We start from the raw sequence: 15,278 nt of genomic DNA, 5'->3' as shown, positions 1-15,278 counted from the left end.
GAGAAACGGGAAAGATCCCGCTTAACGAATGGCCGTTATCAGAAACGCGGATCGCCAGCCTGAACGTCCGGGTGTGGGCGATAGCGGATTGGCCGGGATGGGGAGGAAAACGGACAGGCCGGTTTCGGCACTTCACCAGTGTTAAGCAGACATAGACTCCGCACCAGAGGAGGCATAGTTCTATGCAGATTGCCAAGGAGATGCTGATGTTTCCGGTTTGGGTCTATTTTGTGGTCGCGCTGGGGATCGCGCTGATCGCCTTCGCTATCGAGCAAGTTGCGTCGGGGATCGGTATGACCTTCGTGGCGCTCACCTCGACCATGTGGACTGCATACTCGATTTCCCGCGCCAAACGGCGCGGACGCTGCTGATCGACAACTAGGGAAGGTTTGCAGCCTGACCGCTTTAGGCGTTAACCTACTTGAAGCCGACATTACGAGGTGATCTTTGCAGCGCGAAGTCTGGTTCGAAAAGGTGGGGTGGAGCTACATGCCACGCCACTGGAAAGGCTTCGGCGTATTGACAGCCGTCATTCTCTCTACAGTTGTGGCCATCCTGTTAGGCCAAGCGATGTTAGATGGTCTGGGCTATTTCATAGCAGACTGGTTGCCCTTCCCCATGTTCTTAATCCCCGCCCTGTTGTTACTTCTTGGAATTGCAAAGCGCCATAGCTGACTGACCGGCAGCTATCGGGAGCGCTGTCGAAACCGCGAGCGTCGACAAGTGGGCGTTCTTGTCCGGGGTGTCGCTAGGGTACATCGCACGCATGCAACGAAAAAGGCTCGTATTTGTGCGGGGCGCGGACGATTGCGGTGGAGGGCATCTCCGCCGCGCAACTGCCCTAGCGATCATAAATGCGGGCATGTGATTTTTATCCGAGAGACGCGTGTTCGCCGGCGATCGGCTAAATAATAACGATTATTTACCGTTGGCGCTTAGTACAGCACGCAGGAAAAAGTTCTTTGCGGGTTGATCGATGAAACTGGGACGAACGAAGTCGCTCACTGTCGAGGTAGCTTCGTCTGATAGGGGTTGTGAGCCGCCAGAGCCGTTGACGCAGCCGGGTGGGGCGGACGGCGCGTTGATCCGCCAAAAAAGCGCGGCGTCAAGTTCTCGAATCGTGCGTTTCCTTAACGCGCTATCGCTTGCGCTATCTTGCGCGATGCTCATGCTCGTAATGTTTGGCTTATGGCAGGCGCGTGAGGACGCCTGGAAAGCTTCGGAAGTGGCGTCATCCAATCTCGTGACTGCTCTCTCACGCAACGTTGGAAACAACGTTCGCCTGGTCGATCAGGCCGTGATTGCTACCTCTATTGGCCTGGAATTGCCTGGGTTGTGGAAATATCCGGAAGATGTTCGAAATCTTGTCTTATTCAATAAGGCTCGTTGGTCGCCTTACCTAAGCAGAGTTTTCGTGACCAATGAGCGTGGGCGGATAATTGCGCTGTCGGATGGCGCACGCGGCGTCGGGGTCGACCTTTCCGGACGGAGCTACTTCCGCCTCTTACGTTCGTCCGGCTCGAGAAAGCCGTTGTTGAGCAGCGTAGTAATAAGTCGCATAGGACGAGAACCAAGTCTGATCCTTGCGCGACGTATTGCCACGTCAGACGGCCGCTTCGCCGGGATCGTTGCTGGCGAGATGCCCCTGCGGCTGATCCGTCCAACGCTTGATGACGTCGTTATAGGTAGTCGCAGCGCGATCAACCTTTTCAATCTTGACGGTACCATCTTACTTCGTAACCCAGCATTAAAGCCGGGGGCTGCGGGAAACATTGGAGGTGCACCGACTTTCGAAAGAATGAAGCGCGAGATGACGGGGGTTTTTGTCGGTCGCTCTGCGGTCGATAATGAGCAGAGGCTCTATGTGTTCGCTCGCCCTGCAGGCTTGCCACTCCTGTTGGATGTTGCGACTTCGACGTCGGAGATTCTAGCTCCGTGGTGGAAAAGGTCGCTCCCCGTAATTCTAACCACGCTCGCATTGTGCGCAGGAATAATCGTTCTTGCGTCTCTCTTCCAGCGCGAGCTTCTACGCCGTGAAAAGTTAGAGGCAGAGCTTGCGGAACTTGCCTCGACCGATGGCCTGACTGGGCTGCTAAACCGACGTAGTTTCGACGCCGGGTTGGCGCGGGAATTGAGACGGGCGGAACGCACCAAACAACCATTATCCCTCGCCATTATCGACGCAGACCATTTCAAGGCGTTCAACGACACTTATGGTCATGTGGCGGGAGACAAAACCTTGCAGTCGATCGCAGACGCAATGCGGGAAGTTTACCGCCGCCCCGCCGATCAGATTGCGCGGATCGGCGGGGAGGAGTTTGCCGTGCTGATGCCCGATACGCCCCAGAATGGTGCCTTAGCGCGAGCAGAAGCGCTCCGGTATGCCGTAGCAGGCCTTGGTATTGCGCATTCGGGGAATTCGGAAGGTGTCGTGACCGTTAGTGTCGGCGTTACCTCAATGATGGAAAACGACGCTGACCCGACAGTCATTATGCGATTGGCTGACCAAGCACTCTACGAAGCAAAGGGGCGTGGCCGCAACTGTGTGTCCTCGTTCCACGGAGAGACATAATATACTATCCATTCGGCTTGGGTGCCGCGAAAATGATAATTGCCTCCTCGATGGTCTGATCGAGCCACATAAGGTAAAAAAATCGGCGACTCGCAACGCATACATAGGTCCGGCACCAGCCCGAGCTACGACGAGATTGGGCAGAGCTGCCTCCGCAGGTCCACAAATCGCGCGCGCGCCAGCTAGCCCATTGCTCCCGACCTGACGATTGCTCCCGACCTGACGATTATCAACCTGTGAACGAACGACATCTCAATGGTGTCCCGCTGACGAGTGCGATCACGTCGTATCAAGCGATCATCACCAGGGCGAAGGTGACCGGCGACTGCATCCTCGAATGGCCGTCGATCGAGGGGCCGTCACCGTCCTATGGTGCCGACGCGACGCGCGCGCAGTGGAAGTCGGCGCTGGTGACGCTAGCGTCGTCGAACGGCTGCGCGTTCCAGGATGACGAAGCGTTGCTTGGCGGTCGCGCCGGCGCGGTCAGCAATGGACTGACGGCCGACGGCGTCCACGAAACCGGGCCGGGCTACGACATCGAGGCGCAGGCGCTCCAGCGGTACACCGTGCAATAACTGTTCGGTTCGCCGCGCAAGCGCCTGAAACTTCGTGCTTTCAAGTAGCTATCTTGCCGTTCGAGGCGGGGTATCACCTGCCCCGAACCGGGGTACTAGGCGGTAAAAAACCGCAGAAAAGCGTCACTGCGGCGGAGGGGATATCCGCCGTCCGCCAATGTCCGGAATGGGAAGGAAAGCGGACTGTCTGCTTTGGAGGCCACAGCCCAGGAAACCGACCACTGAACGGGTATCCCAGACGCATCATTCTTTTGCATCGCTGGAGCCCTCGGTTTTCTGCTGTTTTTTGCGCTGATTCGAAACTCGTGAGTTCTGCATCAGGCCGACTGCCGACATGTCGGCTGGCTCTTTTTCGCCACGGTCGTAAGTTGCTAGGATTAGGGAGTAGCAGATGAATAACAGGGCATTTGGATGGGTCCGCGCAAGCGCGGGGATTACCATAGCCGTCGCAGCGATAAGCGCTCATGCGCAGTTTGTCCCGTCCGCTGGATACAGCGGTAAAGGATCGCGACCAGGTGTCGCAGTGCCATCAGATCCCAGCGCACCGGCCCTAGCTCGCATCCCTGATACGGCGGTATCAAACGTGTTCCGCGTCGATCCGGCCTACAAGCGCGGCTTGGCTGTAGGCCAGGTCGAGGTTGTTGGCGCATTTGCGATAGCGGAAACGAGCAAAGCGCATGTCGTAGCGGCATGGTCGCCAGGTTTTTTACCTGTCACTTTTTCATTGAGTGATGGTCGCTGCTACGTGCTCCAAGCCGATTATGAGGGAGGCACACTCTCTAACGGCCGGTTGAGCAAAACAGGATGTGAGGGGCCGCGAAAGTTTTATGAGCCGGCCGTTCCTCCGCCACCTCCCGGCCGCTCACTACGGTTCATAGGGGCAGCATGGGGCTACGGCGCTTGGGTCGATGATCGGGCAAAGGTCACCATCGTTACCGCGCCGGGAGCGACAACCTTCAAACCTCTTTTCACGGCCCAAATGACGTCCAGCACCATCATGGCGATGAACAGCCCTGACGCCCCCGGCGGCAATGTAACGTTGGTCGGCAAAATCAAAGGTCGGCTGACGGTCGTGACGCTGGAAGTAGGGTACTAACACTGATGCAAAACTTTTGATTTTTACATCAGCGATAGTGGAGATGAACGGATGTCCGCTGTCGAGAGTGCGAGCTGCCAATCGGAACGTCCGGATGTGGGCGAAAGCGGAACGGCCGGAATGGAAAGGTAAGCGGACGGACCGCTTTGGGGACGGCTGATGCGCTTGCCGACATTGCGCGGCGTTGCTGCGTTCTCGTGAAAATGGTCATGCTGGACGGTTCGATTTCAGTTGATCGGCTTAAGCGGCTATCTTCTTATCGACCAATCGGGTTTTGGCGTCGGATGAGCGCATATGGTCTACCGGACTCGGGCATCGAACGGCAGACCTTATACCACCGTCCAGCCCCCAATTCGCGAAGTCGTTACGGAACCAAAACGGTTTTCTCGGGTTGTCGGAAATCAACAAGGAGTTGGATGCATGCACAAGATCGGTATGACGTTCTGGGTCGCGTCGCTGACAGTGCTGGCTGGCGCATGTTCTCCCTCTTCGCCGTCGCAACCGCACACCAGCGAGACTGCCGCCCCGCAACCTGCCAGCACAAATGCCACCGCCGCAGCCCTGCCGGTCTCCAGTATCCCTGCCGACCCGCGGACAATCGCCGTCAACGTGCAGGGCGTCGCCCCGGTCGGTGTCACGCTTAGGGTGAAAAGTGTAGAACTCGGTACCGATGCCACGACCCTCGATGTCAGCGCATCCTATGGCGGTACGATCACAAACAGTCTCGAATTGGCCGGAAATGGCACCTATTTGCTAGCTGCCAATGGCGATCGCCTGATGCTGAAGCCTCCACAAGACAACCAGTCGCTACGTATCACGCGCGGCCAGACGATGGACGGTAAGCTCGTGTTCCTGGGCGCTGTGGCGCCCGACACGAAGTCGATCAAGCTGGTGGTGAACGACAATAACGATGGCAACAGCATCATCTCGCCGGGCTTGACGATGACTATTCCGCTGGATGGTACGCCGCGGTGACGCGATCCGGCATAGGAAAGCACGTGACCACCAGGTGGATAGCGGTCTCCTTATCCGTCGCGTGCTTCGGCCTGACGCTGGCCGGGTGCAATACCCGGCCGGCACCGCGCAGCCTGAAGGATGAGGCGAGCAGCTTTCGTGTTGTCGTGGACGCACCTGAAAGCCACATGACGCTCGCTGGCACAGATAGCGCTGGCGGCACCGCAGGGCCGGAAAGCAGCTTTGCGGCGGCGAATGAGCGTTCCTCCGTGTTTCGAACCACTGAAGTTGCACCTGATCGCATTGCTCTTACGGAAAATCTGCTTTCCGAACTGAATGCGCGCCAAGCCGCTGATCAGTCGATCGTGATCGACCTACCGGCCGATATCCTCTTCGATTTCGACAAGGCCATCCTGCGCGCTGATGCCGAACAGTCGTTGCGCAAAGCGGCCGAGCTGCTGGGCAGCTATCCGACCGCGCCTGTGAAAGTGAACGGGCATACCGATGGCAAGGGCAGTGATGCGTATAATGACCCACTCTCGTTGCGCCGGGCGCAGGCGGTGGCGACATGGCTCAAAAAAAATAGCGGTCGAGGTTCGACTGTGGCTGGGCTGGGCAAGCGACGACCTGTGGCGGACAATGCAAATGCCGACGGCAGTGACAATCCGGACGGCCGTCAGCGTAACCGCCGTGTGGAAATCGTCATCCAGCCTGCCGCCCCAAAGGCCGCGACGCAGGAGTAGATCGACATGGCGCTGATACCATGCCCAGAATGCCGGCAAAGCGTATCGGATATCGCACCCGCCTGTCCTCGATGCGGCTATCCGGTAGCCGGTTCGCCACGATCACGTCGCATGATCGACAGCGGCGTCGCTGGTAAGGCAGTCGGCGCGATCGGTGGTTGGTTGATCGTTCCGTGGATCGCTCGCTTGGTCGCGATGGCGATGTTCTGTCTCGTTCTGATCGTGATGTTCATTAAGGGACGCGGGTGAATCACGCGCTATCTGCGAAGGCGGCAAATGCGGTCTGAGGCCGGGCCGGCACTCCGCTCAGTGCACCCGACATCGCCTGGCGCCGCCAGGTGTAGATCGCGCCGCTGCCGACCTCGTGACGCTCGACCGCCGCCCGGACCGACCCATCCGGCCCAAACGCATCGCGCAGGATCGCCAGCTTCTCCTCGACCGTCCAGCGGCGCCGGCCCGACACCCGCCCGACAATCTCGATACGACCACTCATACGACCGGTCGTATGACTACTCGCTACATCTGCAGCTGGTTCGATAGTCTCGTCCGACATCACGGCCCCGTTCAAAGAGCTGCCATCAACCCGTTGAACGCTCCGCCTACAAGGCGGCCCTCAGACCGCGCTTACGAACCTTCTAAGGCGGAAACGTTTACGCTTTGCAGCCGTCCAGTTCGTCTCGAAGGGCCTGAATGAGTTGAGCCGCCGGCATGGCTCGGCTCAGAGGCGCGCCTTGTCCAGCCCACTGCGCGCCGAAACCATGCTCGCCCTTCGTTTTTGCTGCCGCATGCAGAGCTTTTCCAGCATCGTAAGCGATAGGATAGTCTGGCCGGGCCTGGCCAACGAGTAGCCCAGCGAGCGCTGTAAATCGGTTGGCTAGCGCGCGCGCAGGCCGGCCGGAAATAAGCGGAGTCAGCGTCGTGTGATACGCGCCCGGCCCCGTTAAGGCTGCGCGATATGCAGCGTCGGCAGCGGACTCAGGGCAAGCCACAAACGCAGTGCCAAGCTGTGCCGCGACCGCGCCGAGATCGAGCGCTGCCGCAATGCCGGCACCATCCATGATCCCGCCGGCTGCAACGATCGGAATGCCTACGTCTCTAACCAGCAACCGGGTGAGCACTGCCATGCTCAACTCGTCATCGGGCGCGTTCGGATCGAAGATGCCGCGGTGCCCGCCCGCCTCTATACCCTGAGCAACGATCGCATCGACGCCGGCCGCTTTGATCGAGCGACCTTCTTCAAGGTTCGTAGCGCTTGCCAACATGTAAATGCCACATGAGCGTAGCACCGAGAGAACCTCGGGGGATGGTAAGCCGAAGTGAAAACTGACGACCGGTGGCGCCAAGTCAATCAGCGTGGCCACCATTTCGGGATCGTCGGCGAAGCTCTTGTATATGGTCCGGAGCGTTGGCGGGGGAGTCGCTTCGAACTCGATAAAAAATGGCGCGAGCAATTGAAGCCACGCAGTCTCACGGACGGAATCTACCTTCGGACGAGCATGAACAAAGAGATTTACATTGAAAGGCCGGTCCGTGCGGCCCCGCACTTCCTCGATCATTGCACGCGCGCCGACTGCATCGGTTGCGCCTACTCCTATCGAGCCGAGCGCACCGGCTTCTGAAACGGACGCCGCCAGTAGAGGCGTGGAAACGCCTGCCATAGGCGCTTGGATCAACGGCAGTGTAAGATCGAAGCGATCAACGAACGACATCAACGCAGCATCCTTACATGAACCAATGACCGCTTATGGCCTTTGCTGGAACTCCTGTGAACGGCAGTAAAGGGGCGAAAGCGGAACGGCCGGAATGGGGAGGAAAGCGGACAGGCGGCTTTTGGGACGAATTCTCAGAAAGCTGCCTTCCTGGGCTATGATTTACAGCATGGAGCATAATAGAGGCTCCCTTTCCTAAGCCAACATAGATTAGTTTTCTTGATAAGGTCAAAGATGTCATATACGCAAAGCGGCATCGCCCTATCTGTGGCATAGCTTCGTTAAGGACGCGTTGTGTCACATAATCTCGAAATATTTATTGATGAGCTATCGCTTTACGGTGCGCTGAACAGCGAGGACCGTGAATCGATCCTTATGCTTCCGACAATGGTGCATCGAGTAAAAAAGGTTGTTCACCTAGCCCAACAGGGTGACGTGGGAGACTCTCTGCTGCTGCTAACGAGCGGATATGCCCTGCAGCAAAAAAATGCGGGCAATGGCAACCGACAGATTTCTGCGCTGAATGTGCGAGGCGACTTACTAAACCTTCCTTCGCTGTTTTTGGCAAAATTTGACTCAGATGTGGTGGCCTTAAAGAACTCTGAAATAACATTTATCCCAAAATTAGAATTTTTAACGTTATTCAGAAAACGGCCAGCGATTGCATACGCATTATTTCGAATGACGCTAGTGGATGCGTGCCTCGTTCGAGGGCAGCTTCTCAATCTGGCTCGCAGGGATGCACGAACCAGAATAGCGCACTTTTTATGCCATCACGCGGAACGCATGGGTGCCCGCGGGCTAATGAACAGCGACTCGTTTGATATGCCGCTCACACAAGCACAAATTGGCAACGCGACCGGCCTGACTGCAGTACACGTAAATCGTATGCTTAAGTCGTTAGTAGACGACGGACTTATATCTCATAATGGAAGCTCTATCTATATAGCGAACAGGGAAAAATTCATGGCCGCCGGTGATTACTATCCACAGGACCTGTATTGAAAATCTTGACTTCAACGAGTCACATGCTGCCACTTCATCCCCATGAAGTCGCCTCTGGCGAGTTTGATGCGCGCATAAGGGCGAACCTGGGCACCGCTGACTGCTGGTCGGACGAGCGGGCAGAATACGAGAACAGCTGCACGAATGACCGCTGTCGGGCAAGCGCGGCGCCACCCGGAACGTCCGTATTTGGGTGTTAGCAGTCGCCAGCCCTAAGTCGCGCAACGCCAGCGATTGTTGCACCAAACTGCACCGTCGCTATTTGCTCGATCGGTGCGCGTCGGGCTAGGATCTAGGCCGGTTTCTGCCAATGGGGAGGTGCACCTTTTGCGCCACGAAAAGACCGCGGGCGAGGCGGGGGTAATAGCGTGTTAGATGGGGTCGCGAAATTGGGCCCTCCCCGACCCCGCCCGGCGCGATGCCCGCCGCCCCGATTGCTGCCGGACTAAAAGCGCTACCCGCCGGGGACGATGGTTAGCAGCACCGGTGATACCCTTGGTGCTGCCATGGGGATGACACAGGGGGCGACGCTTTTATCGCGCAGCGGCGCGATAAAGGCGGGTTAGACCCACAAGCGGTCATTTAGCGCGCCCCTTCCACTTCCCGACTTCGGACATTTGTTCAGCAAGGTGAAGCACCCACTGTAGCCTCATCGCAAGGGTGCAAACGGCGAGATTGGGCGGATTGCCGCCGTCAAATTCCTATGGATTGGCCTTTGAGATCATGAGATAATTCCGGTCGGAGGTATTTATCATGCGGAATTGGGTCGTTGCCGGTCTGGCATTCTTCTTCGCGGAACTCGGGATGGCTGCCCTGGCCGGCCCGGCAGGCGCGTATTGGGTCGAGACCCCCGAGATCAGCTATCTGCTGTTGGCGCTGGGGGCGGTGTTGGGTGTCTCACTGATCATCATTCCGGATCAGATGCAGCGCCGCTTTTAACGGATTGGCGACGCGGGCTATCCCCTGCAGCGATCAAGATGCCTCAGGCCGGCTTCGCGCCGGGCGCTTCGCATTTCGCGAGCTTGCTTTACGCGTCCTTGTACGGCGCAGCGCTCGTGGGACACGGGTCAATTATGGGCTAAACTGCCTTCCTGCTCTTCTTCAGCCACGACCCATTCCCGGCCGTCCGCGGCACATTGAGCGCCTCCCAAAACCGGTCGTTCATTCACTCCCTTGCTGGCGACCGGACCTGGGCCGCAAGCAGCCCGTCAGCTTTCAGATCGGTGCTTGGCAAAGGCCGACATTGTCACGCGGAACCGCACGGGAGCATTGGGTTTTGGCGGGCGCCTTCAATGGACCTGCTGAACTCGGGAACGCGCTCGGGTGGTAGGAACTCCGTGGCAACGATCGCCCGAAAGTGCCATCTAGGGGCGTCATCGACCCCCTAGTTTGGAACGATTATTCTCCGTGGTTGACGCATCCGGTTTTCAACTGCCGCCGCCAAGCGATTGGCCAGCGTTCGAACGGGTGATGCGCCGGCTCTTCTCTCGCGTCTTCGACTGCCCGCTCGGCGAAATGGTGGGCAGGTCCGGACAGGACCAGGAAGGCCTCGACATCATCGGACGTCGGCCGACCGGCACGCGCGGCTATTTCGGGATCCAGTGCAAGCTGAAGGAGGAACTCGGCAACAATCGAAATGTTCGCCGCAAGACGCTCGAGGCCGAGGTCGCCGAGGCCGACAAGATCGAGCCGCGGCTTTCCGAATTCGTGCTCGCGACGACAGCCGCGAACGACATCGATCTGCAGAACCACGCGCGGGCGCTGACCGCTGCACGCGAGGCGAGCGATCATCCGCTCGATATCCAAGTCATCGGCTGGACACAGCTGCGCGCCATGATCGGCGAGCATCGCGACATCCTCGACAGCTATCTGGGGATCGAGGGTGTTGCTGATCTCGCGCAGCAGAGTGCCGACCAACACGCCGAGGCGATAGCGACGTCGACCGCGCAGCACGAAGAGCTCAAGGACATGGTGAGCGCGTTGCTCGCGAGCCAGTCGCTTGCCGCGCCGATCGTCGTGCCCCTGATCGAGAGCGATGATCCGCGGCTGTCGCGCGCTATCGATCGGATCAAGGCAAAGCTCGAGCGCGAGGACGTGCGGGGCGCGCTGGCCGACCTTGAGACGCTTCGCGACGACGAATGGGAAGAAGCGGGTCCCAACCAACGCTTCCGTATCCTCGGGAACCTAGGATCGGCCTATTGGCGGCTGGGCAATTTCGAGGAGGCCGAAAAATTGTTCCGTCAGGCCTCCGAGATCCAGCCAGACGATCCGAGCGGGCTCGCCAATCTCGCCTCTGCTGCGACCTGTGCAGGCGACCCGGCAGTGGGACTCCGCGCGGCAAGGCGCCTCCTCGAACTTGAGCCGGACTCGCCGACGGCCTTACTGCCCTTGATCCAGGCCCAGGAAAAGGTCGCGCCGATCGCCGACCCGATGCAATCCGTGCCGGCGCACCTGCGCGATAGCGAAGAGGCGATCGTTGGGACGGCACAGGTTCTGCGCAACCGCAATGACGACAACTGGATCACGCTCTCTCAGCGTGGCGTGGATCTTCATCCCGACAGCGAACTCCTGGCGCGATTGCATGCCGACGCCACCCTGGCTCGGATGGCAGCAGTCGACGGGTCCCATGTCGGCGCCAAAGGCGAAGCCGTGCCGACGCATGACGAGATCGAGGCGGCGGTCGAGACGCTGGAGAAGGTGTGGGCGCGGGTCCGAGCAGTCGATCCCAGCCATCCTGATCTTTCTATACCCTACAATCTCGCCAATGCGCTGCGTGGCCTCGGCCGCAATCGCGAGGCACTGACCGTCTTGGAACAGGCCGAGCACTATTCGCCCGAGAAAGGCCAGATCGCGCACCTTCATGCGATCCTTCTGGCAACGCTGGACCAGACCGATGCAGCTATTGCCCTGCTTCGCCAGCATACGGGCAATCCGGAATCACTTCTTCTCTTGTGCCACATGCTGGAGGCATCGCCCGCCGACGTCCATTCGCTGCTGTCGGGCGTTGCGATGCCAGTCGGATCGCGCCAGGAAATGTGGCAACGGGTCCTCGATGCCGAAGCGCGCGCCGCGCTCGATCCGTCGATTGACATATCGGACGAGCTGGAAAGCGCCGCTAGCGCGTTTTCCGCAAGCCTGGTGCCGCTAACGGCGCTCGCGAAACGCGCGCAGACGCATGAAGAGCGGCAAGCGATCGCCGATCGGATGCTCGCGGCAAGTGTTGCCGAGACATCGTTCACCGATATCCTGTCCGCGGCGTTATGGATGCGCGGCGCCAACCTGCCAGCACACGTATTGTCGCTGCTCGATGCGAGAACCAGCCGCAGCGAAGACAGCACGCCGCTGCGATGGATTATCGAGGCACTGTATGCTCGACAAACTCCTCGACCTTTGACGCTCATGCAAACCGGCAAGATGTTGTGATTCCCGTTCTGCTGTTCGATGAACCCTTCTGGCGCGAGGTGCTCGATCTCGGTGCCCTCGTCCGACGTGGCCTGGTCGCCAAACGCGACCTTGGCCTCGTCCACTTAGTCCGGGACGCCGATGAGGCCTGGAGTGCGGTCCAGGACTTCTATGCCTCGAATCCAAAACCGGTCTGGCATCGCCGCCAGATTCTGTAGCCCGGGGGCTCGCAGAATGGGTGGTGAATGTTGGCCGCCGAAGTGCCAAGTCGCGCGTGGCCCATTCGCTGTGTGAGTTCACCTGCCGGGTGGAGGGTCGGGACGGCGAGACGGGTTTGCCGATTACGATGCCTGCCACGCAAGCGCAGCTCGCCGATATGACGGGGCTGACCGCCGTTCACGTCAATCGTACCCTCCAGTCGTTAAGGCAGGATGGGCTAATAACTTTGAGTGCCGGCATGCTAACCGTGTTGAATTGGGATCGGTTCGCCAAAGTGGCGGATTTTAACCCTGACTATCTGCGAATCGAGCGCCAGGCCTCGCTAGCCGCATAGCCGCCTAATATCGGCCTGGCCGCCTACCATCTATCACCGGACGTCGCGCGACGGTCAAACGAATGGCGGCTTTCGGGATGTTCGCGAATTCGATCTAACGGCTGCAATTAGGGCGCGTAGCTGCTGTTATGTTCGAGATGAACCAATGGCCGCTTACGCCATCTGCAAGCCCGAAAGCGGTCAGGCCGCTCTCCACCAATTTTCGTCATTTCCAATTTGCGTCCCCAGATACGGCGCAAGAACCCCCGCCTCGCCCGCGGGCTTTTCAGGCGGCTTTTGATGCATGCGGGAGATCTGATGCACCCCGCGGTAAAGCTGGGCTTTGCCGCCGAGGATGAGGCGTCCTGCCGCATGCAGATTGACGCAGCTGGCCGAGCGCCGACTGGGGTGGCTTCAACAAAACGCCGAGTCGCACGGACCACGCGACGTTAGCCTGTCATGCAACCGCAATCCGGCAGCTTCGGGATGGCGTAATCTTGTAGAAAGCCTTTCTACAAGATCAGCATGTGGACGTGCGGGTGGCTGGTGACGCAAATTTCGCCACGTCCTCCGCCATCGGTCGTGCTCTTGGAAGCTCGGGTTCGGGGCAGAGGCACGATGGTTCAGCCGGCGCCGGACGGCGCCAAAAGCCGAAGAGATAGAGATGAACACCCCCGACAATGATGACGGCTCAGACGCTCCGCCCGCTCACGTGCGCACGATGCCGCGCAGCGATGTTCCATCAAACCTGCGCTCAGGACCGCTGGACCAGCACGCCGCCAATGATACTTATCTCGACTTTATGGTATTTGTGAGGGCATTTGCACGCGCAAACGCCGTCAGGGATCTTCGGGAGCACAGTGCCGCCAATGACAACACGAGCCGTAATATACGCCCGCTATAGCAGCGACCGGCAGTCGACGACGTCGGCGGAGGACCAGGCTCGGCTATGTCGCACCCGGATCGACAAGGAAGGCTGGGATCTGGTCGAGGTCTTTGCCGACCTTGCCATCTCGGGCGCTACGCGCAATCGGCCAGGGCTCGACGCCCTGATGAGCCGCACCAACGCGTTCGACATCCTTGTGGCAGAATCGCTTGACCGGTTGAGCCGTGACCAGGAAGATATTGCCGGCCTCTACAAGCGGCTGCGCTTTGCGGGCATCCGCATAGTCACGCTGTCGGAAGGCGAAATCTCGGAACTTCACATCGGTCTCAAAGGCACGATGGGAGCATTGTTCCTGAAGGATCTGGGTGAGAAAACCAGGCGTGGTCAGATCGGCCGGGTCGCGCAAGGCCGTATTCCTGGCGGGCTGAGCTACGGCTACAGGCGTATGGTGGCGCTTGGCACCGACGGCGAACCCGAGCGGGGCTTGCGCGACATCGATGAGGCACAGGCTGGCGTCGTCCGCCGCATCTTCGAAGAATATACGGCCGGCCGCAGTCCGCGCGCTATCGCCGAGACGCTGAACGGTGAAGGTGTCCCCTCGCCTTCGGGTAAAATGTGGCGCGCCAACACCATCAACGGCAACCGCGAGCGCGGCAACGGCATTCTCCACAACGAGCTATATGCCGGCATCATCAGCTACAACCGGCAAAGCTTCGTGCGCGATCCCGTCAGCCGCAAGCGGGTCGCCCGGCCCAATCCGCGCGACCAGTGGGTCACCCACGAAGTGCCGGCCCTGCGGATCATCGACGAGCAAAGCTGGGCCGCGGCACAGCGGCGGCTCGAGCACGGCCAGGCGCTGTCGCCTGCGCGTCAACGACGGCCAAAGCGGCTGCTGAGCGGGCTGGTCACATGCGGCACCTGCGGCGGTACGTTCACCATCATCGGCCGCGACCGCTGGGGGTGCAGCACCGCCCGTGAAACGGGCACCTGCAACAACGGCAGAAGCATCGTCGACACCCAGTTGGAGACACGTATCCTCGGCGCACTGCGCGAGCGCATGTTCGAGCCAGATGCGGTCGCTGCCTATATCGAGGAATATCGCCAGGCCTTCACTGCCCAGCAGAAGGACCGGCACAAAGCTCATCGCGGGCTGGAGAAACGTGAAGCCGAGGCCACACGCCGGATCACCCGTCTGACGCTGGCAATTGCCGACGGCGCCAACGCCTTTGCAGAAATCCGCAGCGTGCTCGAAGAGCAGATCGCCACCCGCGAACGCTGCCGGCGCGATTTGGCCGACCTCGACGCCGAGCCGGTGCTGGCGCTGATGCCCAATCTGGCGGAGAGCTATCGGCGCAGCGTCGTCCAGCTTGGCGCGGCGTTACGCGGCGATGCGATCGAGCAGGAGCAGGCACGTCAGGCTCTGCGGGCGCTGATCGACCAGATCGTTGCATCCCCTGCGCCGGACAAACGCGGCGTCGCGCTGGAGATCCGTGGCCGGTTTGCGCAGATGATTGATCTCGCAAACGAAAAAAGCGCCCCGCGAGGGACGCCTGATTGTATGTCAAAGATGGTTGCGGGGACAGGATTTGAACCTGTGACCTTCAGGTTATGAGCCTGACGAGCTACCGGGCTGCTCCACCCCGCGACGGCACGGCCAGCGTGCGTTGGGTAGAAGAAATTGTGAATGGGTTTTGATATGTGTGCGTTTGCATGTTGCACGGGCTTCAATGCCTGGCGACGACCTACTCTTCCATCGCTTGAGCGATAGTACCATTGGCGCAGTCGGGTTTCACGGCCGAGTTCG

Annotated in this window: 16 protein-coding genes and 1 tRNA gene; 14 read left to right on the top strand and 3 right to left on the bottom strand. The window is 59.5% G+C overall.

Translation table 11 applies throughout. From position 1 onward, the window contains the following. Positions 1–182: 182 nt before the first annotated feature. The 8 genes from C8J44_RS00085 (at position 183) to C8J44_RS18575 (ending at position 6,189) form a co-directional block, all read left to right on the top strand. Complete coding sequence (locus C8J44_RS00085; protein WP_121884016.1) at positions 183–371, top strand: hypothetical protein; 189 nt, start codon at positions 183–185, stop codon at positions 369–371. 76 nt (positions 372–447) lie between these two features. Further along, positions 448–675, top strand: coding sequence for a hypothetical protein (locus tag C8J44_RS00080; protein ID WP_121902883.1), 228 nt, complete (start codon positions 448–450; stop codon positions 673–675). A 487-nt stretch (positions 676–1,162) separates the two neighbouring features. Beyond that, complete coding sequence (locus C8J44_RS00075; RefSeq protein ID WP_183128647.1) at positions 1,163–2,572, top strand: sensor domain-containing diguanylate cyclase; 1,410 nt, start codon at positions 1,163–1,165, stop codon at positions 2,570–2,572. A 236-nt stretch (positions 2,573–2,808) separates the two neighbouring features. Beyond that, positions 2,809–3,147, top strand: coding sequence for an SGNH/GDSL hydrolase family protein (locus C8J44_RS00070; protein ID WP_121884019.1), 339 nt, complete (start codon positions 2,809–2,811; stop codon positions 3,145–3,147). A gap of 583 nt (positions 3,148–3,730) precedes the next feature. After that, complete coding sequence (locus tag C8J44_RS18080; protein ID WP_147453094.1) at positions 3,731–4,243, top strand: hypothetical protein; 513 nt, start codon at positions 3,731–3,733, stop codon at positions 4,241–4,243. A gap of 420 nt (positions 4,244–4,663) precedes the next feature. Continuing rightward, the gene (locus C8J44_RS00065) at positions 4,664–5,218 is read left to right on the top strand and encodes a hypothetical protein (RefSeq protein ID WP_060525215.1); all 555 of its coding nucleotides are present in this window, start codon (positions 4,664–4,666) and stop codon (positions 5,216–5,218) included. A 23-nt stretch (positions 5,219–5,241) separates the two neighbouring features. Then, complete coding sequence (locus tag C8J44_RS00060; protein WP_220683062.1) at positions 5,242–5,940, top strand: OmpA family protein; 699 nt, start codon at positions 5,242–5,244, stop codon at positions 5,938–5,940. 111 nt (positions 5,941–6,051) lie between these two features. Then, on the top strand, positions 6,052–6,189 hold the full coding sequence (locus tag C8J44_RS18575) for a hypothetical protein (RefSeq protein ID WP_200912522.1): 138 nt from the start codon (positions 6,052–6,054) through the stop codon (positions 6,187–6,189). Position 6,190: 1 nt separating this feature from the next. Here the strand turns inward: C8J44_RS18575 and C8J44_RS00050 are convergent, their stop codons facing one another. Both C8J44_RS00050 and C8J44_RS00045 read right to left on the bottom strand, forming a co-directional pair. Next, a complete protein-coding gene (locus C8J44_RS00050; RefSeq protein WP_404969167.1) occupies positions 6,191–6,433 on the bottom strand; it encodes a transposase in 243 nt (80 codons plus the stop codon). 157 nt (positions 6,434–6,590) lie between these two features. Beyond that, complete coding sequence (locus C8J44_RS00045) at positions 6,591–7,649, bottom strand: nitronate monooxygenase family protein (RefSeq protein WP_121884026.1); 1,059 nt, start codon at positions 7,647–7,649, stop codon at positions 6,591–6,593. A gap of 294 nt (positions 7,650–7,943) precedes the next feature. Here C8J44_RS00045 and C8J44_RS00040 point away from each other — a divergent pair, with 294 nt between their 5' ends. From C8J44_RS00040 to C8J44_RS18890, 6 genes are all read left to right on the top strand, one after another. Continuing rightward, positions 7,944–8,654: a Crp/Fnr family transcriptional regulator gene (locus C8J44_RS00040; RefSeq protein ID WP_121902880.1), complete on the top strand. Its 711-nt coding sequence runs from the start codon at positions 7,944–7,946 to the stop codon at positions 8,652–8,654. Between the two features lie 753 nt (positions 8,655–9,407). After that, positions 9,408–9,593: a hypothetical protein gene (locus tag C8J44_RS00035; protein WP_121902879.1), complete on the top strand. Its 186-nt coding sequence runs from the start codon at positions 9,408–9,410 to the stop codon at positions 9,591–9,593. A gap of 468 nt (positions 9,594–10,061) precedes the next feature. Beyond that, positions 10,062–12,077, top strand: coding sequence for a tetratricopeptide repeat protein (locus tag C8J44_RS00030; RefSeq protein ID WP_147453093.1), 2,016 nt, complete (start codon positions 10,062–10,064; stop codon positions 12,075–12,077). Continuing rightward, a complete protein-coding gene (locus C8J44_RS00025) occupies positions 12,074–12,274 on the top strand; it encodes a hypothetical protein (protein ID WP_121902877.1) in 201 nt (66 codons plus the stop codon). Before C8J44_RS00030 ends, C8J44_RS00025 begins: the two co-directional genes overlap by 4 nt. A 20-nt stretch (positions 12,275–12,294) precedes the next feature. Continuing rightward, on the top strand, positions 12,295–12,609 hold the full coding sequence (locus C8J44_RS18895) for a Crp/Fnr family transcriptional regulator (RefSeq protein WP_404969166.1): 315 nt from the start codon (positions 12,295–12,297) through the stop codon (positions 12,607–12,609). Positions 12,610–13,457: 848 nt separating this feature from the next. Continuing rightward, a complete protein-coding gene (locus C8J44_RS18890; RefSeq protein ID WP_404969180.1) occupies positions 13,458–15,086 on the top strand; it encodes a recombinase family protein in 1,629 nt (542 codons plus the stop codon). Here the strand turns inward: C8J44_RS18890 and C8J44_RS00005 are convergent. Then, positions 15,043–15,119, bottom strand: a tRNA-Met gene (locus tag C8J44_RS00005). The genes C8J44_RS18890 and C8J44_RS00005 overlap by 44 nt on opposite strands. Positions 15,120–15,278 lie beyond the last annotated feature (159 nt).

Origin of the sequence: Sphingomonas sp. PP-CE-3A-406, from assembly GCF_003688625.1 — a bacterium.
GTDB lineage: Bacteria > Pseudomonadota > Alphaproteobacteria > Sphingomonadales > Sphingomonadaceae > Sphingomonas.
The sequence above is the reverse complement of the archived record's forward strand: the minus strand, read 5'-3'. Positions and strand labels throughout refer to the sequence as shown.